The sequence below is a fragment of the Paucibacter sp. B2R-40 genome (assembly GCF_025717555.1).
Lineage (GTDB): Bacteria > Pseudomonadota > Gammaproteobacteria > Burkholderiales > Burkholderiaceae_C > Paucibacter_A.
Genome location: NZ_JAJIRP010000012.1, coordinates 1 through 21,431 on the forward strand (window position 1 = coordinate 1; position 21,431 = coordinate 21,431).

Sequence of the window (21,431 nt, forward strand, 5' to 3'; positions counted from 1 at the left end):
GGTTCGGTGCAATGGCTGAGCGAATCGGGCGCCATCATTTCCTATTTGCGCGGGCGCTTTGCGGCTTGAGCCACAACCCCGGTCAATGAGCCAACCAATGCGGTCCTAGTGCGAAAGCCTCCGGGCCCCTTTTCTGCACATTGATTCAAGCTGCACATAGGCAAGTTTGATTCAACTTAGCAAGCCACGGCAACCAGCGCCCTTGAGTACAGCGCCCTTGGACGCGCTTTTTATATGCCTCAGCTGAGGGCGCATTTTCTTGCCGCCTCTGATGGCGCCGCCGATTGCAGACCAAGCACGCGGCAACGATGTTTCCAGCCTGATCAGGCCCACCGTCGCATTGCGCTATCAGGTGCTCAGCTGTCGCTCGGTGTAGTTCGGCCTGCGCCATGGTCAAACCATGAGACTTGGCAAATGTACATACGTCCTGCTGCCACATCGAATGGCTACAGTAAAAGCAGCGGCCATGTTGCTGATCGAAGGCGGATTGACGAAGTTGTGCAATGGATTTACGCATAGGGATCTCCAAAAAGACTGGGAGTCCCCGATGGCGTGACGCTCAGAGCGGGCACCGGTGCAGTGCTGATCCGGTGGTGCGTGCAGTTGCTGCTACGCGGTCTGGCTACCTGCCAGCGCGCTCAAACTATAGCCGACATCGCCAAAGGCGGAGAACGAGATGGAGATGCTCCACGTCCACACTCGTTGGGTGCGCATGAAAGCCAATCGCTTGCTTAGGCGTATAGGTGAAACACCGAAGCCGATGGATCAGTGCAGTGGCTGGGCGAATCCGGCGCCATCATTGCTTACTTGCGCGGGCGCTTCGCCGGCTTGAGTTGATTAAGTGATTTAGGTTCTTGGCAAGCCAAGGACAAAGCCCTCGTGTGAAAGCACCGGGGCCATTTTTTTTGTCCGAACGGGTGGATGGCTAGCCGGGATGGTCGGAACAGCCTGAATTGAGCCTAGCAACGGGAACGCCCGGTATCGCCACACGACCTCCAGTAGCATGCAACATCATCACGCGAATCAACCCGGAGCATGACCCTGTGACCATACGTCGTCTTCATGACTTTTCAGTATTTGCGAAGGCTCAGCCTGTACGGCAGAAGATAGCTGTTGGCCCACTCCAACTAGACGCATCCGTATCTTCATGCGGCCGCGCATCTTGGCCTCCGCAGGCGAGCGGTCCAGTCGGCCTACCCAACCCAGTTAGCCCTTGCAAAGACTCAAGAATCACGCATCGCTTGCAAATGGCTATTGTTTTCTGTGAATAGCCACTGCACAACGTCAAGAACTCACCAGCCCGCCTACTAGAATCCAGCTATCGCTTTTGCAATAGTTGGTCACACATTTAAGAGCTAGGACAGAGCGCCCCCTCGCCCCTTTTCGAGTTTTGCCATGCTAAAGGCACTACCTCACATTTACGAGGGGTGCGAAATAAGCGGCAAAGTGTACTACCCCTCTGAATTTCGGGTTAGTCATTCTGCGCACTGCCGTTACAGAGTGGAGCGAGAGCATGAAATTCAGCAAAATAAGTCCATTCCGCCTCCCGGCAAGAAGTTAAAAAATAATATGAACTCTATTCTCAGGTGGGCAGGAAGCAAAAGAAAATTGCTTAATGTTTTACAGAACCGCGCCCCAGTGAGTTTTGGAAAGTACTACGAACCATTCGCAGGATCAGCCGCCTTGTACTTCAAGCTACAGCCCAAACATGCTGTACTTGGCGATATCAACCCTGAAATCATCAGCATGTATAGGGCAGTAAAATCCTCGCCGCGCGAAGTTCTTGACTACATCGAATCAATACCAACGACAAAAGAAGGCTATTTGACTGTTCGAGCACTGGAGCCCAAGAACCTTTCTGAAAATCAAAGGGCTGCAAGGCTAATCTTTATCATGAAGGCCTGCTTTAATGGTGTATACCGAACCAACAGAGCTGGCGCATTCAATGTCCCACTTGGTTCTAGGTTTTATCGCCTCCCCTCCAAAGAAGAAATAGATGAGGCCTCGCGAGTACTCAGCAACACCGTATTAAGGCTCGGAGATTACTCTAAAGCACTCGACGGAGCAGAGGCAGGTGATTTCGTATATCTCGACCCCCCATATAGTGATGGCAATAGATTCAGGGGCGAGTATAGTTACGATGGTGCATTTTCCGTCGATGACCGGGACAGATTCCTGAAAACATGTGCGGACTTGACCACAAAGAAGGTAAAAATTCTCGTTTCATTCAAATTGGAAGAGAGCTTCATTACTAAACTTAAAGGGTGGAATGTGCAAAAATTAGATGTACCTCGAAGCGTCGCAGGGTTTGCGTCGAGTCGGGTCGCCGCTGCTGAAATTATTGCAACAAACTACTGAGTTCACCAATGACTGAGCGACGGTTGAAAATTGGACTACTCAGCGACCTGCACGCCTTCAAGCCAGAAAATGGAAAGCCGAGCATCTCTCATCTGCCAGCAAATCCGGTTGGATCCAATCCAGACCCTTTCGGCGACCTAGAAAATATAATCGCTTCGGACCCCAGCCTGAAATGCGACCTACTAATATGCCCTGGTGACATTTGTGATAGAGCAGACTATCATGGATTTGATTACGCATGGAAGCGCCTAAATGCACTAAAGGCTCGATTGGAGGCAAAGGCATTAATTGCAACATGCGGAAATCACGACTTAGATTCCAGAATAACTTTTGATCCGGATGATCCAGACCCTAAGGGGGCGCTGCAAACGATAACTCCTCAATTCCCTTTTGATGACGATGGTGATACCAATCATTATTGGGCGAAGAATTTTGTCGTACTGACCCCACTTGATGGTGTGCGAGTCGTAGTTCTAAATACTAGCGCGTTTCATGGAAGTAAGACTGACGAACAACAGCATGGCCGAGTTAGCCGAAGGACGATTGAAGCCATAGTTAAAAAACTGAAAGATGACCCGCATAGTTACCGCATAAATCTACTCGTTTGCCATCATCACCTCAGGCCATTGCGCGGATACGGAACTACAACAGATACCGAATTCGTCAAGAAGGGCGGCGAGCTTCTCGAGGCTATTTGTCCATTGACTGACTTGCCTTGGATAGTACTACATGGGCATCGGCATCAACACAACATTGAATTCTCAACTAGCCCGGGATACCTGATTGTCGGAGCATCAAGTTTTTCTATGCCAAATTCAGGCTATCTTAATCAGTATCATTCGCTAGAAATATGCGTAGATTCTGGTTCCTCATACCCACTCGCCGGAACAATTTCCACTCTAAGTTGGGCAACAGGCCAAGGTTGGCACCAAAGACGTGCCCACCCTGGAACCGACGAAGGCTTCCCGCCGTTGTGCGGGTTTGGTTATAGCGGATCTATGGAAAATTTGTGCATTCAAATAGAAACCAGCATCGGGGATACTTACAAGTTCTGGAATGAACTGGCCCAAGATATCAGTGGTCTGCGTTTTCTCACTCCAATAAGTCAAGATAAATTACTACGAGAATTAGGCAAGCGACGCATATCTGTTCAATTTGACTCTAACGGAAACTTTGGCCAAGTTGGGAAGAACAAATGAATGCCCATGCAAGTTCTGCCTTTTTTGGTGCCTACAACGCAAGGCACATTGACCCTGAAGAAGTTGCAGCTCGGTTTGTTCCGTCAGGAAGATTTTGGGAACTCATTCAAGCAAGGAATTCACTTCTCGTAGGGCCACGAGGCAGCGGTAAGACACACCTGCTAAAGATGCTTCAACCAAAAGCACTTGCAGCCTGGGCCGGCCCGAATGCGAGTACGGCTAGATCTAAAGTCGGCTTCCACGGTGTTTTCATCCCTGCCGATATTAATTGGCGAGCTCAAGTTGATTCCCGTTTCTCAAAGTACGACTCACATCAGCAATCACAGTATATTCGGGCAGTATTTCTCACCAATTTTCGAGAAGCATTTATTGGCTCATTACTGCAATTAACACGCGACCGCCCTCAAGTTGACCAATACCTTTCCATACCACTCTCGATAAACAGAGAATCTGAAGCGAGCTTTTGCAAAAACCTTGCCGAATCTTGGCAGCTTTACCTAAAAATTCCTTCACTCGACGGTCTTCGTATAGCCCTAGTCGAAGAGTTGGTACACCTAGGAAGTAATGGAGGCGATAGCGATTCACCATATGTCAAACAGCTACTAAATTCAAATGTTATTACCTGTGCCAAACAGATAGCGGTACATATAGCTCAGTCCTTTCAGGCATACAATTTGCGCTGGGGACTCTGCTTCGACGAACTTGAGATCGCTCCTTCCTCAATTCAAAGGGAGCTGTTTGCGTACTTACGCTCAACGGATCAACAGTTTCTCTTTAAATTAGCTATCAGTCCTTTCAATGATGAATCAGCAGGGCTAAATGAAGCTGTGGGAGCCTCGGTTGGAAATGACTTCGATGCCATCCCCCTCTGGTTCACCGACTCTCGTGAACGTGATGTATTTTGTGAAGAATTGTGGGACAAACAAGCTTCTCATACTGACGTCAAGCAGTTAAAACCGCAGGATTTTTTACTCAGATCTTCGTTTCAATTCGCCAATGACGAAATGAATTCTGGCGCACGCCGGTACAGGGAAAGTAGCCCTTGGACTCAAATCTTTAAAGATCTTGAATACAAAGACAGAACTTTTGCAAAGTATTTACACGACAAGGGTATTCGGGCTGCAGGCTTAGCGGACGTGCCTCGTCCCTTAATGGATTCAGTAGTTAGAAAAATTGCGCCGCTTGTTGGTTTTAGGAATGTCTATTTAACCAAGGCAGGAGACCATTCAACTAGGAGAATTCTCCGAAGTCCACCAGCGGCAATTTTTTCGGGATGGGATGCTCTCTGTACAGCGACTGAAGGCAATCCAAGATGGTTTTGTGGGGTTGCGAGCAAGATGATGCTAAAGCGATCTAGTAGCGTAAGCGGTCGATCAATAACACGAGATCAACAGGCGCTTGAATTCCAGAGCGCCGCAAGAAAATTTATGGCGTGGATAAGTGCAATTCCACTGGTGCCATACACGACTACTGTCGAAAATCCAAACAGTAGCTTGAGTTTACGCGACCTCGTCAATAATTTAGGCCACTATTTTTCAGAATCCGCACTCGGGAAGAAATTCAGTGCAGATCCAGTTCTTTCTTTCGAGGTTGATGAATCTACGCCAGAGCAGATTCGAGCTTTGCTAGTCGTTGCGTTAAACGTTGGCGCTATCGTAATCATGGATGATAGAGAGGTTAATTTCACCCTCAATAGCCTCGTTGGGCATAAGTTCAGGCTAGTTCACATTCTGGCTGCTCATTTCAATATTCCGCTTAGAAATGGAAAGTCGAGGAAGCTCTCCACTATTTTGAAAGAGACTGACTTGCTGCGTTACTCTCCAAAAGTCATTCCTTCAAATACGCCCAACCCACAAATGGGGCTTTTTTAATGACAGCGTTATTCCGTCCGTCTGTTGAGAACATCACCACCACTGACTTCTCCTTCGCAGAGTATCATTTGACGTTGAGTGCACTTGGATTCGAGCAGCGCTGTACTAGCTTTGCATGCGATGTGGAATTCACCTCAAAGAAGAACATTGCCTTAGGTTTTGATCACGGCAAAGACTGCTCGTACGAGGACAACATCTCAAAATTCAAGGCGAGAGATTATTCAATAATAGAAGATATCCCCGACAATGCATTCGATGAAGTTATCGAGAAATTGTTCAAAAAATCTCTCAACGCCTGCAAGTCAACTGATTATTTCCGAATTGCCGTCGATGTATCCTGCTTCAACAGATTTCGACTCGCCAGCATAATTAGCGCAATTTTCGATATTGCTAGGGTGCACGGAATTTCGGTGCACGCTGATTTTCATTATACTATTGCTGCTTTTTCGCCCCCCAACTGTACTTATACGCCAAATAGAATCGTTGGCCCAATCCATCCCAAATTCGCTGGTTGGGCCACTGGCCTTTGTACAGCGACAGCAGCAGTCGTAGGTCTTGGTTATGAGCAGGATCAAGCTTTGGGTGTAGTTGAACACTTACAGGCCGCTCCGGTTTGGGCTTTTTTACCTCAATCGCCATTATCCGAGTATGAAGAGGCCGTTAAATCAGCCAATGACCTGTTACTCGAGGAGCTCCCAGTCGACCAGCTTTTGTACTATGGCGTAACTGATCCAAAACAAATTGTCACATCGCTAGAATCTGTTAGTCGAGGCTTGGAACGCTCACATAATGTGGTTTTCATACCCCTCGGCCCAAAGGTCTTTGTGCTGTGCTGTTTGATCGTTGCTGCAATGCGCGGCGGATTATCAGTATGGCGAGTAAGCCAGGGAGATTCAATTTCACCTGGACCGCGGGCATCCAGCGGCATTAGGTCATGCTTGCGACTACGCCTTGAGACACAAAGAGATTTTTCAGTTTAGTCAGAAGTAGGTCAATGTCAATTATCTGGGATTACGCGCCACTTGTTCCAAGTTCTTTTGAACTACTTTCCTACCGATTCCGGTAGGCCTTGATTTCTTCACCAAGCGCCCTCGGAGCAATCCCAGGGCGTTTTTTATTGCCCAACCGAAAGGACCTTGCCTATGTATGTCATGAGTGACGCCAAGACCATTCAGGCCTTCGTTGCCGAGCCATCCAATACAGAAATACATGCACTCATCACCAAGCAGACCAAAGCCCTCGCCGAATTCGACGACTACGCCATTGATGACCTAGTCAATTTCATCATCATTCAACCAGGAGACACTTTCACCACCCTTTGCAGCCACCTCGGCATTCCACCAAATGCCAGACCATGGGAATTCATCGAAGAGCACTGCACCTGCTATGAAATGGTCGTCGTTCTTCGCAGCGATGGCTTCGGTGTAGTGATATTCGTCCCCAAGGCTGAAGGTATCAATTTAGACCTGTTAGCCATGTGCAAGCTGCACGCTTTACCAACCAACGGCCAAGCAACACCATGAAACCTCAATACCCACCGCCACAGGCCACCTCCGGGTGGTTTTTTTTCGCCTGTACTTTTTCTATAGACCACTAAAGGAGGACCAGCACCAAAGTATTTCGCACTTAAAGACCCATCCCAGAGTGCTTTCCACATACTAGGTGAAAAGCCAATCTGCGGATTAATCGCCACCTTATATGAAGGAACTTAAATCCTTCGCACCTTTCACCAGCAACCAAGGACTATCCATGACTGATATTGATACGCCATTGATTCCCTCTCGAATCCTCAAGGCTGGCACCTGCCCTACTCTTTCCGGTCGATCCAATTTGGCCTACCAAGTAGCTTGCGCTGATGAGCCCGAAGCCAGTGAATCGAATATTCTGATTCGAGTTATCTCCAACACTGGGGGCGGCTACTTTTCCAAGGACTGGGTCAAGTTCGCTGATGTTGTCTGCTTGATATCGGCGCCGGTCCCATTGACGTTCTCAACGCTTCAGCCGCTATTTGCAGGGCGCTCGGTGAACACGGGTGGCTTCTTGATGGCCGTGCTGAAACATCTGGCGGTGATCCGGGCCGTGGCCAACAACCCGCGCATCCATGAGAAGGCCGACATCGATGGATTCCTGGCCGAGATCCAAACCTTGATGGCGTCCGAGGTATCGCTCCGGGAGGATGCGAAGCCTGATGGCGCCAAAGGCAATAGGCGCAAGACCATCACGATGCCTAAGAGCAAAAAGGGTGCACTGGAGACTTAGTCCGGCAGCCACCGAAAGCCATTGCACCTAACTCGTTGAAACGTAAGGGGTCTATCAAACCACTTGGACTACCGGCGCCAATGCCGACCCAATACCGACCCTTTTAGTTTTTTTGGAGCCTCAATGGTGTCTTTAGCTTTCGCCCTATTTACAGCTGCTGCCATCGCATTTGTCATCAAGTCGACCCGCTGGCTTGGCGTCATTTGCTTGGCCTTGTTCTGCTTTTTGCACCCCTGGGTGACGCTGGCCTTGATGGTCACTGCGCTCGGAATCCTCTTTATCTACCACCACTACTTTCGTTGAAGGATTTTCACCATGTTTTTCCAAGACTGCTTACTTACTGCTGCCTCGGCCATGCTCGACCTTGATCTGCCGCCCGAGTTGTTGCCACTGACAATCACCAACTACGCGGCAATGTTGGCCGGCATCGGGTCGGAGTCGATCGGGGACCCTGGCTGGAACTAGGCTAAGACCCCCCGCGCCACCACCCGCTCGACCTGCACCGCCATCTAGCCACTTGGCCATCTAGCCACTCGGCTTCTAGCTCACTTCCCTCGTACCGCCATTCAATCCGCTGTTTTTTTGCGGAGGCATAGGTGCGCCTGGGTTTTGGGTCGGATAGCCGAGTGGGCTTTGATGAATAGGCGCCAATCAGTCGCGCCGCACCTGGTTTCTACATCAACTGAGCAATGGCGGCTTCTATATTGCGCCCCTGATCTCGACCTCGGGCGCTTTTCTTTGTCTTATCCATCGCAACTGAACCAAGGAGTACCTGACCTATGACATTTTTGATCTTCCTCTTGACCATTTCCGGCGGTGCCGCGCTGACCAAGCTCGGTGCCACGACAGCGATGGTGAACATGCTCTGGTGGGTTGTTGGTTCCCTCGGTGCTGTCATCGCATTCCTTCTCGGCTGGATCCTGACCTTGTCTCGAAATCGCTAGTACGCAATACGCGGATAGGCAGCGCGAAGGGGTGCTAGCGATGGCGATTGATGACGGCCATTCGTAAATCCACCGAAAGGCGACCGGCAAGCCACCGCCAGCCCTGTTGCTGGTTTTCTTCCATCTGGCGAGTGACTTTGGTCAAAATGTTGGGCGCGCCGTTTGGAGCGCTCGGCTTTGCCATGAGCCAGGAGCGATTTTTGAAGAGTGCGCCTAGGCGGTGCCAACGTTGGCTGTTGTCCGCTCCCTTTTGGGACCGCCTCGCGCTGACCCTTTGCACCTGTTCGGTTGATCTCTGCTTCAGCCCCTCGCGGCACCGGCCACAAGGGCACCGGAAATCCAGACATGAACCGAGTCGCCCGTCCCGTCAAACCCTGAGTTGCGCTGGCGGTCATGTCACTCCACAAAAAACTGAGGAAAACGACGTATCTAATATGGAGGATCCAAAGTGGATATTCTTTAACCATCAGCCGTATCGCACAGGCTAAAGTTGAGATACACTCCGGCCCGAGCTGAGGCCTGTTCGGGGTCTCTAGCAAACCTCCGATCCCCAGCGATCTGCGGCTTCAGCATCAAAACGTCACCCACTGAGTGGAGCAGACCACAGCATGCTGAGCCAAACAAGTGTGCGGCAAGTGCCCCTCCAGGTATTTGCGCGCATCATCAGGCAAGCGCCGTCCGAAACGAAGTACATGTTTGCCCTGGGCGCCCTACGTCCTTTGCAAGCGCCCCCTGTATTCGTCGCTTGCACGTCCTAGACCTCTAAATGCTCTGTGCAAGCGATCCAATCCTAAAAGGATCGTTCGATGGTTATTGACCTCCAATCCCCTCCTCCCATTAAATTCAAGCCGAGCGCGCCAGCTCTGCCGTTGATCATCACGTCTAGCCCAGAAGTTACGCTAACTTCAGATGATCAAAATTCGATCACAACCGCCGAGCACCCCCAGCACGCCGAACACCACAAGCACGCAAGCCTATGCGGGGCCGGCATACTTCCTTCAAATGCTTCTGCGGATCAGACTCTTCCTAGCCTAACCTCCGGAGGGTCTGATGAATGCCACACCGCCAGCCATCCCGCCAAAGTTCTCCTGAGGGCACTTTGGGGCTCACCCACTGCCTGCCATCAACTGGTGTCCGCGAAGGAGCAAGTGTGGGCGCATCACCAAGTCACCGATATCGCCTCAGCAGTTAAGAAGGCAATGTCGCTTTGCGATGCTGGCCATGAGGTCTACTTCGCATGCGCGGAGTACCTAACACCCAAGAGCCGCAAAGCCGAGAATGTCCTTCAATCCTGGACATTTCATTTTGACATTGACGTCGGCGAAGAAAAGGCCGAGAAGGACGCTGGCTATAGGACCGTCGCTGAGGCCGAAGCAGCTTTGGCTCATTTCTGCACGGTCGCTGGACTGCCAATGCCAACCCATCGCGTCTATAGCGGTGGTGGCCTGCATGTCTATTTTGCACTCGACAAACCAGTAGACAAAGTGACCTGGCAGGACATTGCCCAAAAACTGAAAGACTCAGCCAAAAGCCTTGGCTTTCTTGCAGACCCATCCCGAACTGCGGACATTGCCAGCATCTTGCGGGTGCCTGGGACCGTGAACCACAAGTACAGCCCGGCGAGGCAGGTCACACTTGAGCACGCCAGTGCACCGATCGACAGCGCCGGTCTGCTTCAAGCTATCAACGAAACCCATGACAAGCTTTGCGCCAAGCCCGAAATCCAGTTGGGATTGAGCCAACCCATTGGTGAACCCGCCGACAAACGCGATCCAGGCTCAGCCAAGAGCTACGGGCCGCCGGACTTGACCAAGCTAACTTCTGCTCTCAAGGTTCTTGACCCCGACTGCGACGACGGCACCTGGAAACTTCACCGATTGGCGCCGATGGCCGCCGCAGCCCGCGCGTACCCAGAACTTGCCGATGAGTTGAAAGCGCTAGCTAGGAGCTGGAGCAGTGGCGAGCTATGCGGGAAATCGTCAACTGCTTGGACTACACCGGGTTCTAGCAACGGAGTGACCGGTCAGGCTGCATTTAACGCCACATGGGATCGTTTTTTTACCGGCCCTTGCAATGGCCGGCCAATCACGGTCGGCACCATTTACCTCGACGCAAAGAATGCGGGCTGGCGATTCGGGGGAAAAACTTTCGAGCCACTTGAGACTGAGACGGTCATCCCGGTTGATATGGCCGCCAAGGTCAAGCCAGTGGCCGAGGCTCTACAAGCCCAGCCGGTCATTGACGATCTTGTAGCCAAAGTCAAAGACGGTGACTGCGGTGCGCCGTTGGAGCCCGAGTATTTGGCGGCACTTGCAATGCTCTCAGCACGTGACCCCGCAGAGTACCAGCGTGTACGGAGACAACTGAAGCAGATAAACAAGCACATTTCTCTAGCAAGCATCGACAACGCCGTTAAAGGCAAACGCAGAACCGGGGGGAGCGCGGCAGCAACTCATCACGGCTACGCGACGTCAACTGTCGATCGCTTAACTTTTGAAAATTGGGCTCCAGTCGGACACGAGGGGCGTCTCTTTGTCGTTGATCCCCGTTCGAAACTCTGGGTGGCAAAGGAGTCGGTCGCACTTGAACGAGAGGTGGCCGAGACCCACGACGACCACGAAAACTGTACACGGCGGGCAGACTACAGCGCGATCGCTCAACACGCATGCTCTCTGGTCAGTAACGGTGACTTCTTCGCCGATGCGCCGCACGGTTTAGCTTGCCCTGATGGCTTCTACCGCATCGAGGATGGCACGACAAAAGTCGAGCCCTTGACACCTGCTCATCGCCAACGCATCGGTCTAGACATTACGCCAAGTAGTCAGCCGACACCTCTCTTTAATCAATTCCTTCAGCAGACGTTTAAGGCCAACGACGAAACTGAGATGCAGCAGCAGATCGCCTTGGTGCAGGAGATTGCCGGGGCGGTAATGTTGGGTTTGATGCCACTGCACCAGAAGGCAATACTCTTCTACGACCCTTACGGCAGAGCAGGGAAAGGCACCTTGGAATCGATTCTGAGGAATCTTGTGCCTGAAGTCTTCGTCACTGCGATCTCACCATTCAGCTGGAACGAGCCGTACTTCTTGGTTTCGTTGGCTGGAGCTCGACTGAATGTGGTTGGCGAGCTGCCCGAAAATGAGTCAATTCCGGCCGCGATCTTCAAATCAGTCTTGGGTGGAGACCTTCTCACCGGCCGAAATCCAGCCCATCGCCCGACTTCCTTCAAGAACGAGGCGGCCCACCTCTTCATGTCCAACCACATGATCAGCACAAAGGATCAGAGCGAGGCCTTTTTCGCCCGGTGGTTGATCGTCGAATTTCCAAACAGTCTCCTGCGCTCGGGCTTACGACTTGACCCACACATCGCCGGCCGGATCATCGAGAAGGAGATGCCGGGCATAGCTGGCTGGGCACTTGAGGGGGCTGCCCGCCTTTTGCGAAATGGAAAGTTCTCGCCATCAAAGGCAAATGATCGGCTGATGCAGAAATGGCGACGTAGCAGTAACTCGCTGGATGAATGCATCTTCGAGGACTTCGACTTGGCCCCTGACTTAAGTATTCGTCGGTCCGGACTTTACGAACACTACAAAAACTGGTGTTCGGAAAACGGCCGCAAGCCCTTTGCCAAAGCCCGCGTGAAGGAGCTTTTGGAGTTCAATGTGGGACACGGTATCAAGCTTGCAAAACTCGATGGCTACGAGATCTTTCGTGGCCTGGCAGTAAAGCCTGATCGTGAAATCACCCTGGGACCAATCGGGTAAAAGAACCGTCGCTCTAGTCCTGCTGCAGTCCTTAGGTACAGGCCAGCGGGTTAAGGCTAGAAGTGGAAAAAGTGGATTTTTTGTCTGGGGGATAGGCCTATAGGCAGGATGTGTACCGGAAAGACCAAGACAGGTAGACATGCCTATTTCAGCGCCCCCCGGCACCTCCGCTTTCCCACTTTTCCCACTACGCCTCAGACTGCCGCCCACCTGAGAACGTCAATCGGCCACTAGGGCCAAAACGACGGCGGGACTCGACTGCCCGAACTATCGTGTCCCGTCACATGAGCGTCCAACACGCCACACTGACACCTAGCCAGACCGCCACGGAGGATCGCACGAGCGCCCTCTGTTTCCCATCCCGGTTTCAGACCAAGGAACAAGCTGCTGCATGTAACAAGTTATTCCAACGACATCAACCTCAAGGAGAACGCCATTCCAGTCATCAAACTCACCCCGGCTTTCATGGCCAACTCGCTCCACTGCCCACCTGACCAGCCACGCATCGAATTCGTACCGGATGACCTGCCCGGCATGTACATCGAAGTGCGCGCCACCAGCCCCGGTCAGGGCACGTTCTTCCTCCGGTACAAGGACAAAACCGGCAAGACCTGCCACCAAAAGATCGGCAAATCCACTGAGATCAGCCTCTCAGACGCCCGCAAAGAGGCCAAGAAGCTGAAGGCCGAGATCGCACTTGGTGCCAACCCCAGGGCTCAAGCCAAGGTCCAGAAAGCCGTACCGACCTTCGCCGCATTCTTCACCGACACCTACTTGCCATATGTCACACCGAGAAAGCGCTCGTGGAAACGTGATGAGGAGCTATTCCGGCTGCGCATCAAGGGCGTCTTAGGCGACTACCGACTGAATCAGATCACCCGGCAGCAAGTCCAGCTGTTTCATACCTCGCTGCTCAGTGGTGGTCTGAGTCCAGCCAGTGCCGACCATCACATCAAACTGATCCGGTCGGCGCTGAATCTGGCTGTGCTGTGGGACCTGCTTGAAAAGAACCCGATCAAGGGCATCAAGCTGTTCAACGTGGACAACAAGGTGGAGCACTACCTCGATGGCGCCGAGCTGGACCGGCTGCTGACCGTTCTGAAGACTGATGAGAACCGGAACGTCTGCCACATCGCCATGTTCCTGCTAAGTACGGGATGCCGACTGAATGAAGCGCTGCAAGCCAAATGGGAGCAGATCGATCAGGCCAGCAATGTGTGGCGCATTCCGGCGACTAACTCAAAGTCAAAGCGGATGCGCTCGGTCCCGCTGAACCCAAGTGCCCTGCATGTATTGGCCCAGTTGGACACGGCCAGCGAGTTCGACCATGTCTTTGTGAATCGTCAGACCCGCCTGCCGTACACCACCATCATGAAAGTTTGGTCGAGGCTGCGGGTCAAGGCTCAGCTACCAAGGCTGCGGATACATGATCTTCGGCATGGCTTTGCATCGCTCTTGGTGTCGGCCGGGCGGACCTTATACGAGGTCCAAAAGATCCTCGGTCACTCAGATCCGAAAGTAACGATGCGGTACAGCCATCTGTCTACGTCGGCCTTGCAACAAGCGGCAAACAGTGGATCGGTGATCGTCTAGGAAAGCCATCAAAGTAGGGCACTTGGCAAAAAAAAAGCTAGGCGCCGGGCTGAGTCCAGGGCTTGGGGAGCGACTGCCCCTCGCCTTGGGCCAGAACGGGCCCAGCTTGCTCGGCGCACAGGTGCCCCATGTCCACCCCGTCAGGGCGCCGGGAGGCTCGGCTAGGGACAAGAATTGGCCGGCCGATTTCAAGCAGCAACGACAAATAGATAGCGGAAGAAACTGCATACACACCACCCCTCCATTGCCCTCTACAACTGAACGGAGCTGCATTCGGCGCCATGCCTTGTTGGCGATGACTCGGAATCACCCAAAGCGCCGAAATTGAAGTGGGGCAATTTGAACCCCTACTCATCAGCAATACCGCAGACATGCAATCGAAGCATGTGTCTCAGCAGCATGTCTGCAGAAGCAAACAAAGTGGCCCAATTCAACATCGGCCACTAAGTCCAACGCGTAACACCGTACTGGGTCGCTCACTAGGAAGCTGGCGAATTTCGATCAATTTAGCCGCCTGCTCCGGCCCAACGTAGCCGCCCAGTCCGACAAAGCTAAGCTAGGCACCGGCTATCAAACTTGAACGATTCTGAATGGCCGAAAGGTGCCGGAAGGCGGTGATAACGGCAGGCCAACGGCAGCATCGAAAAATAGGAGAGGCCTCCACAGTCAAAGCCTCGCCCTCCCTTGGCCTGCCGCTATTGCACCCATTGGGCGGGGTAAGGCCTCGTTTTTCCATATGAATCAGTAACCGCTGCGGCAAAGCTATGTGATTTGTGAGACCAGGTCCTGGAGACTTACTGTCAAATCACCGTGGTCGTGCGAGCCATCGACGTAGGCATATTCAAGCACACGTAAATTCATCGTATCTAAGAGCACATTTTGCATATCGACATCTAATGAACCTTGAGCAGCGACAAAAAAATGGCTACGAGATCCAACGGCTCCAAAATTCATATCCTCAAGCACCTGCCGAATATCCGGATCGTCGACGCCACATCCGATGAACAGAAACGTATGCGTCAAAACAAGCGCTCGAAGTATGTCATAAAAGAATGAATGCTCAACTCGCGCCTTCGCATAGTCTTTCCGACCAAATATCATTTTCCGATGTGCATCAACAGATCCATGCGTCTTTATGACAATTTGTCGATCACCACGAATGAACTCGGCAAGTTCCGAGACATGATAATCTTTGACATCAATCGTGCCGCGAGCCTTCTCACCTACATAAACGTCATATATCTTATCGAAGTTCGGAGTAAGTACAATTTTGCAATTTAACCGATAAATTGCATCATGAATAGGGGCTGGCTCATAAGCTGGCGCCAGATACTCATTCCTGACCATTTCAGCATAGTCTTCCTGAGACATTCCATGTCGAATTATATCGAGTGCTGTAAGGTAGTCCTTCGAGTCCAAATATGGACGTATTTTGGCTACCATGTTTCGCCTTATGGCAGCGTCTTCAAGAAACGCTGCCCAAGTCTTGGGTCTGGTCGCGCCATCCCTTCCCAGGGAATTTCTAGACACTCCAGACCCAATAAAGAGAACTACTCGTTCGGCATCAAAGTCATCCAACAATCGCTTTGGCCAACTAATCATGGGTTCACCCCGTCGGCAACCGCCAATCTCTTGAAAAGGTTATCAGCAATTTTTTTGTATATATTCTTCGCGTCATCAACCGCAGCGAAGTGTGCACCCACAACCCCATCAAACTTGTTTAACGCGAATATTGGAGCGTGCGCCAGTTGAGACAGGGGGACTAAGCTTGCCAGGTTTGGAATTTGTCCGAGTGCTGCGGATGCTGAGTCGTGAAATCCAAACTGATTCTCCAGCCGATCTAGTTCGGGTTTAAATCGATTAAGCAGCGTATCGAAAGACTTCACTACCATTCTTTCGCCGCGTACAGTCTTCGTTCGATATTGTTGCATCACGTAACCAATGAACGACACGCCCCACTTCACGTCTATTCCATCCAACGAGTAATGCGTATAGTTATTTTTTCGCTCATAGTGGGTCAATGCGACTTGGAGATCTTCCTTCCATGTGGTCAAAGACACTAAAATATTCTCGATAGCCATTAAGCTAAAAAGGTCGACGGACATCGGAGTAAGAAAATAATCTACCGCCAGAAGAATTGATCTATTGATAGCACCCAGAGATGGGCCCATATCGACAAAAACAAAGTCAAATCCGACAGTCACGTCCTGCAGTAAATGCCTGAAGGTGAATGTCGTTTGCAGTCCGCGTTCCGAGCCTACTAAGCCGTCGCTCCAATCCTTCGAGAGCAGATCTTCTCTAAGCGAGAACTTCGGATGCCCAGGAAGCAGGCTGACACCAAAACGCGCAGATTTTGAGATAAGTGGGGCGGTGTCGGGGAAGCCCTTTCCCCTGGCGACGCTGTCGTAATAGGCGTAAAGATTCATCGATCCATTGCCTTCGTAGATCGAATTTAGCGTCTCCTCGGGCAGCAGGTAGGCCGTGGCATTGCTCTGTGGATCTGCGTCGATTATGAGAACTTTTTTCCCGTGGTGCAAAGCCAAGTAACTCGCCAAATTGCAGAGAAGAGTCGTCTTCCCTACTCCACCTTTGTTGTTGAAGAACGCGATACTTTTCATGTGCACATCTTTTTCAAAAGAGATCCAATAGACGCTGACAACCCTAAGCCTCTCGGCTTCGAATCGGTTGAACTGACGGTAGAACCGACTAAACCTAAGGACAGCGCCGGGAGCCAACATAAAAGCCAGTGGGTACGGGACCGGCGGACGTCGGCATCTAGATTTACCGAACTACGATGCGGCTTCCCGCGAGGTCGTACAGTTACGTTTGTCTGCCGCAGCACGCCGACTACTAACCCGTCCAATGCGGCCGACGGCAGACGAACCTTGTTGAACGAAACGCTGCCAACTACGTGGATAGCAAAGCCCTCTGGCAAAGAGGCTTGATTAGTTCTGGTGGTCAGCATTACGCTGATTATGGACGGCATCTGCACCTCTTTTTTTGGGGCACTCCCTCCTATCGCCTCTTAGCCATGCCAAAACTAGTACTTCGCCTATGTGAAGGCGGTTCGCCTGAACGCTACGGATAGCGCGCCCCGAACCCGCCGAACCCCGCCATAGCCGGTTATTGATCGGTCAATGGCGACCCAAGCCCTTGATTCAGTTCAAGTTTTCCAATGAAATGCCCCGGCACATCTATTCCAGGCTCGGTTCCAGGTCGGTGCTGACCATTGCCAGACCTGCCCATAGACAAAACTCGTTACGAATCTTCAACTTACGCTCAAGAAACTCGGCCGGTGATCTGGACTGTTAATCCGTAGGTCCCTGGTTCGAGCCCAGGTCGAGGAGCCAAACTAAACCCCCAGCATCGTCAAAGGTGTTGGGGGTTTTTTCATAGCCGCTCGCTTTTCACTTCCCTGCCATGAAACCACTGATTCGCCTCTTCTTCAGAACCTTGCGCCTCTTGCTGGGTCCCGTGCTGCTGCTGAAAGAGCGCTTGACGCGCCCCGCGCCGATGCAGCGCTCGGCCGAAGCGCAACTCGAANGCCTATTTGCGCGGGCGCTTTGCGGCTTGAATCGAGGCTGGCGCTTCGGCATGGACAATCCGCTGCAACAATCGCAGCCACGACTGTGCACCATTGATTCATAAGCCAAATCACCATGCCGATCAACTTCCATTCAAAGCCTTTGCTGGCCGCCTTGCTGGCCCTGCTGCTGAGCGCCTGCGCCACGACGCCCGGCGGCCCGCATATCGACCGCAGCTACAGCTCGGAGAATCAAGACAGCCGGGCACAATTTTTGGTGCTGCACTACACCGCCATCGACTGGGAGAAGTCGCTGCGCGCGCTGACCAAGGGGGGCCAGGTCAGCAGCCATTACTTGGTGCGCGACGAGCCGGTGCGCAGCTATTTGCTGGTGGACGAGAGCCGCCGCGCCTGGCATGCCGGGCAGAGTTTTTGGGCCGGGCACACGAATTTGAACGCCTCCTCCATCGGCATCGAAATCGTCAACACCGGCTTTGTGGATACGCCCAGCGGCCGGGTCTACGCGCCCTACCCCGAGGCGCAGATCACGGAGGTGATCGCACTGGTCAAGGACATCGTCGCGCGTCACCAGATCCGCCCGGAACGCATCATCGGCCACGCCGATATCGCCCCGGGCCGCAAGCAGGACCCCGGCCCAAAGTTCCCCTGGAAGCGCCTCGCCGACGAAGGCCTGATCCCCTGGCCCGATATGGAGCAGGTAAAAAACAAGATCGCGCTGTTTGAAAGCCTGCCGCCGGACGCCGCCTGGTTCCAGGACAAGCTCAGCCGTATCGGCTACAAACTGCCGCTAACCGGCCAAATGGACGCAGCCAGCAAGGACGTGCTCTCGACCTTTCAGATGAAGTACCGACCCAGCGACTACAGCGGCAAGGCCGATGCCGAAACCGCTGCGCTGCTGGAGGTCATGCTGAGCCCGAACGGCATGCTGCTGGTTTCGCCCATCGTGGCCGATGGTGCCGCCGGTGCTGCGCCTGGTATGGCGCCTGCTGGTGAAGCCAAGCCTTACACCTCACGCTGGTGAGCTCGGTTCATCAGAGTTCCCGATGATCAATTGTGAAGACATTCCCGGCCACGCCGACTTCTGCTCGCTGCTGAGCCTGAGCGAGATCGACCTTGACCTGCGCTACGCCTCGCCCGACAACTTCGTCCAGCGCGCGGTCTACGGCGGGCTGGACTGCGCTTGGCTGCGCCGTGAAGCTGCCGACGCCTTGCTCGAAGCGGCCCGCTGGCTGGCAAGGCAGCGTCCCGGCTATCGCTTGCGGGTGCTCGACGCCTTGCGACCGCAACGTGTGCAAGAGGTCTTGTGGGCCGAACTGCAGGGTACGCCGCTGCAGCCTTATCTGGCCGATCCGCAACGGGGTTCCATCCACTCATTCGGCATGGCGCTGGACATCACCTTGCTGGACGGCCAAGGCCGCGAGGTCGATATGGGTTCGGGCTTTGACGAGATGAGCCTGATCTCGCACCCCGATCACGAGGCCGAGCATTTGGCTCTGGGCCTGCTCAGCGCGGCGCAACTGATCGAACGTGGCTGGCTGCGCGCGGCGATGCGGCAAGCAGGCTTCCAAGGCATTCCTAGCGAGTGGTGGCATTTCGAATTCGGCGACCGCGAGGCCGTGCGGCGCGATCTGCCTCGCGTGCTTTGAAGCCAATCACGGCAGAACTTCAGGCGTAGTTGGAGTCGCGCCGCGTGCCTCCAGCACCTGCCGGCAGTCTGCGGGCAGATCGGCCAGGGTCAGCGGCGGAGTTGGCTTGGCAGGCGGCTTGGGATGCAGCGCCTCCTCGCTGAACCACCAGTCCAGGCTGGCGTCACAACCATCCCCCTCGGGGGTCGGGTCTTGCGCTTTGCATTGCGTTTCTCCCTCAGGGCAGAACAAGCGCACATGGAAGTGATAGTCGTGGCCCTGCTCGGGACGAATTTTGCGCAACCAGCTTGCCCCTTTGGCGCTGCGGCAGAGTTCCCGCTTGATGGCAGCGTTAGCAAAAACGCGTTGCACCTGCGGGTCCATGGCAGCGGCGCGCAGCACCGCCTGATGGCCTGCCGTCCAGGTTGCCGGATCCACGTCCAAACGATCGGCACGCACCACGGAGATGGACGAGACTTGCTCCCGCTGCGCCTGCGAAAGGCGCTCAACCGGCATCGGCTTGAGCCAGATATCCGCATCCAGACCCAATTGATGCGACGCATGACCCGTCAACATCGGGCCGCCACGCGCTTGCGCCATATCCCCCACCAAGATGCCCGGCCAAGCGCTGGCCTGGGCAGCCACCGGCGCAAAACGTTCAAGGAAACGAATCAACTCCGGGTGACCCCACATGCGCTGCCGAGACGGGCGCATGGCCTGCCAATGCGGCCCATCCAGCGGCAGCGCCTGGGCGCCAGCCAGGCAGCCTCGGGAATAAAAGCCAATCGCCTGTGGCGCAAGTGCCGCAGCTTTTGTGGCTTGGCCAAACAAGGTCTTGGCGGCCGGCTGCGCATCCGCAGTTTGATGCTGATCTTGCGCCCTGGCTGGCCCCGCACCGAGCAGCACCCCAAAGGTCAAGACCAGAACGAATCGAATTCCACTTTGCATAGATTTTCTTCTAAAAAATAATGCGGCCATTCAAGCCCCTTGGCGCCCAAGCCCATCCAACAAAGTATCCAACACTGGCCTTCCTTTGGCAGCGGCGTTTCGGGCTTGAGCAAAATGATGGCGGGTCACACCGACGACCAGGCGGCAAGATACAGAGCCCTGACAATGTGCAGGCATTTGGCTTCGGTGATCAATGCTTTGTTCGCAATATATAGGCGCGACCCTGGTGCCGGCAAAATCCTGTGTGCGCGGCGACGAGCAGCACCTCGCCTCACCCAAAATGCGCGCAGCATGATTCGCGTCACCTATCGCCACGCAAGCACCCGGCATGAGCACTCAAACCCACCCCACTCATTTACGCATTCACCAATACGCGGGCCTCAAACCCGGCCCCAAACTGCTGGTGACGGCGGCCGTGCATGGCAACGAAACCTGCGGCGTCGAGGCCATTGAGGAGGTGATGGCCGCGCTGGACAGTGGCGCCTTGAACCTGCTGCGCGGCACCCTGAGCTTGCTGCCGATCGCCAACCCGCTGGCCCACCAAATGGGCCGCCGCGAGGGCGAGCGCAATTTGAACCGCAACCTGCGCCCGGCCGTGATCGCGCAGGATTTTGAAGATCGTATTGCAGCGCGTCTGTGCCCGCTGATGGCCGAGCATGATGTCTTGCTGGACCTGCATTCTTTTCAGAGCCAAGGTCAAGCCTTCGTGATGCTGGGCCCGCCCGACAACGTCGGCGACATTGAGCCCTTTGCGCATGCCAGGGCCGAAGCAGCACTGGCCACATGCTTGGGGCCCACGCGCATCGTCGAAGGCTGGCTATCCACCTATGAATTGGGCCTACGGCGGCGTGCAGCGAACAAGCAGGGCGCACCCGCCCCTAGGCAAGACCTGACCCTGGACCCGCACTACGGCGTCGGCACCACCGAGTACATGCGCAGCCAAGGTGGCTATGGCGTCACGCTTGAATGTGGGCAGCATCTGGACCCGCAAGCCCGCGAAGTGGCACGTTTGGCCATCCTGCGCAGCATGGCCCTGCTGGGTTTGATTGCACCCGAGGCCGCTGCGGCGCACCAGCCCGGCCAGCCCGCCGAAGTGCTGCAGCTATATGAAGTCATCGACAGGCAGCACCCGGACGACCGCTTCGAACAAGCCTGGACCAGCTTTGACGCGGTCTCAAAAGGCCAGAAAATTGGCACACGGCACGACGGCAGCGCGGTGCTGGCCCCTGCGGATGGCCGCATCGTGTTCCCCAATAGCAAAGCTTTGACGGGCCAGGAGTGGCTCTATTTGGCGCGGCCTAGCCCGCGCGATTTGAACGCCTAAGC

The 21,431-nt window shown here is 53.8% G+C and carries 17 protein-coding genes; 13 read left to right on the plus strand and 4 right to left on the minus strand.

Annotated elements, in window-relative coordinates; genetic code table 11:
- Positions 1 to 145: 145 nt before the first annotated feature.
- Positions 146 to 517 carry an HNH endonuclease gene (locus LNV09_RS24845; protein ID WP_411969331.1) on the minus strand — a complete coding sequence of 124 codons (372 nt, stop codon included), beginning with the start codon at positions 515 to 517 and terminating at the stop codon, positions 146 to 148.
- Positions 518 to 1,569: 1,052 nt separating this feature from the next.
- Here LNV09_RS24845 and LNV09_RS20930 point away from each other — a divergent pair.
- From LNV09_RS20930 to LNV09_RS20975, 10 genes are all read left to right on the plus strand, one after another.
- A complete protein-coding gene (locus LNV09_RS20930; protein WP_263558999.1) occupies positions 1,570 to 2,358 on the plus strand; it encodes a DNA adenine methylase in 789 nt (262 codons plus the stop codon).
- An 8-nt stretch (positions 2,359 to 2,366) separates the two neighbouring features.
- On the plus strand, positions 2,367 to 3,557 hold the full coding sequence (locus LNV09_RS20935) for a metallophosphoesterase family protein (RefSeq protein WP_263559000.1): 1,191 nt from the start codon (positions 2,367 to 2,369) through the stop codon (positions 3,555 to 3,557).
- Entirely contained in the window at positions 3,554 to 5,428 is a 1,875-nt protein-coding gene (locus LNV09_RS20940; protein ID WP_263559001.1) for an ORC-CDC6 family AAA ATPase, read from the plus strand. The genes LNV09_RS20935 and LNV09_RS20940 overlap by 4 nt, the downstream gene beginning before the upstream one ends.
- The gene (locus LNV09_RS20945) at positions 5,428 to 6,408 is read left to right on the plus strand and encodes a hypothetical protein (RefSeq protein ID WP_263559002.1); all 981 of its coding nucleotides are present in this window, start codon (positions 5,428 to 5,430) and stop codon (positions 6,406 to 6,408) included. Before LNV09_RS20940 ends, LNV09_RS20945 begins: the two co-directional genes overlap by 1 nt.
- 162 nt (positions 6,409 to 6,570) lie before the next feature.
- A complete protein-coding gene (locus LNV09_RS20950) occupies positions 6,571 to 6,951 on the plus strand; it encodes a hypothetical protein (RefSeq protein WP_263559003.1) in 381 nt (126 codons plus the stop codon).
- Between the two features lie 226 nt (positions 6,952 to 7,177).
- Positions 7,178 to 7,687: a hypothetical protein gene (locus LNV09_RS20955; protein ID WP_263559004.1), complete on the plus strand. Its 510-nt coding sequence runs from the start codon at positions 7,178 to 7,180 to the stop codon at positions 7,685 to 7,687.
- A gap of 315 nt (positions 7,688 to 8,002) precedes the next feature.
- Entirely contained in the window at positions 8,003 to 8,152 is a 150-nt protein-coding gene (locus tag LNV09_RS20960) for a hypothetical protein (RefSeq protein ID WP_263559005.1), read from the plus strand.
- Between the two features lie 314 nt (positions 8,153 to 8,466).
- Positions 8,467 to 8,631, plus strand: a complete 165-nt coding sequence (locus LNV09_RS20965) for a hypothetical protein (RefSeq protein ID WP_263559006.1) — start codon at positions 8,467 to 8,469, stop codon at positions 8,629 to 8,631.
- Between the two features lie 1,130 nt (positions 8,632 to 9,761).
- Positions 9,762 to 12,395 (plus strand): DNA primase family protein, encoded by a 2,634-nt coding sequence (locus LNV09_RS20970; protein WP_263559007.1) that lies wholly within the window; start codon positions 9,762 to 9,764, stop codon positions 12,393 to 12,395.
- 465 nt (positions 12,396 to 12,860) lie between these two features.
- The gene (locus LNV09_RS20975; RefSeq protein WP_263559008.1) at positions 12,861 to 13,988 is read left to right on the plus strand and encodes a site-specific integrase; all 1,128 of its coding nucleotides are present in this window, start codon (positions 12,861 to 12,863) and stop codon (positions 13,986 to 13,988) included.
- A gap of 762 nt (positions 13,989 to 14,750) precedes the next feature.
- Here the strand turns inward: LNV09_RS20975 and LNV09_RS20980 are convergent.
- Positions 14,751 to 15,359, minus strand: coding sequence for an SIR2 family NAD-dependent protein deacylase (locus LNV09_RS20980; RefSeq protein WP_263559009.1), 609 nt, complete (start codon positions 15,357 to 15,359; stop codon positions 14,751 to 14,753).
- 227 nt (positions 15,360 to 15,586) lie between these two features.
- Positions 15,587 to 16,606, minus strand: coding sequence for a ParA family protein (locus LNV09_RS20985; protein ID WP_263559010.1), 1,020 nt, complete (start codon positions 16,604 to 16,606; stop codon positions 15,587 to 15,589).
- 1,041 nt (positions 16,607 to 17,647) lie between these two features.
- On the opposite strand from LNV09_RS20985, the gene LNV09_RS20990 reads away from it, so the two are divergent.
- Complete coding sequence (locus tag LNV09_RS20990) at positions 17,648 to 18,553, plus strand: N-acetylmuramoyl-L-alanine amidase (protein ID WP_263559011.1); 906 nt, start codon at positions 17,648 to 17,650, stop codon at positions 18,551 to 18,553.
- Positions 18,554 to 18,575: 22 nt separating this feature from the next.
- Complete coding sequence (locus tag LNV09_RS20995; protein WP_263559012.1) at positions 18,576 to 19,178, plus strand: M15 family metallopeptidase; 603 nt, start codon at positions 18,576 to 18,578, stop codon at positions 19,176 to 19,178.
- Between the two features lie 6 nt (positions 19,179 to 19,184).
- Here LNV09_RS20995 and mepA read toward each other — a convergent pair whose 3' ends face one another.
- Positions 19,185 to 20,105 (minus strand): penicillin-insensitive murein endopeptidase, encoded by a 921-nt coding sequence (gene mepA, locus LNV09_RS21000; protein WP_263559013.1) that lies wholly within the window; start codon positions 20,103 to 20,105, stop codon positions 19,185 to 19,187.
- 328 nt (positions 20,106 to 20,433) lie between these two features.
- Here mepA and LNV09_RS21005 point away from each other — a divergent pair, with 328 nt between their 5' ends.
- Positions 20,434 to 21,429, plus strand: a complete 996-nt coding sequence (locus LNV09_RS21005) for a succinylglutamate desuccinylase/aspartoacylase family protein (protein ID WP_263559014.1) — start codon at positions 20,434 to 20,436, stop codon at positions 21,427 to 21,429.
- Positions 21,430 to 21,431: the final 2 nt, after the last annotated feature.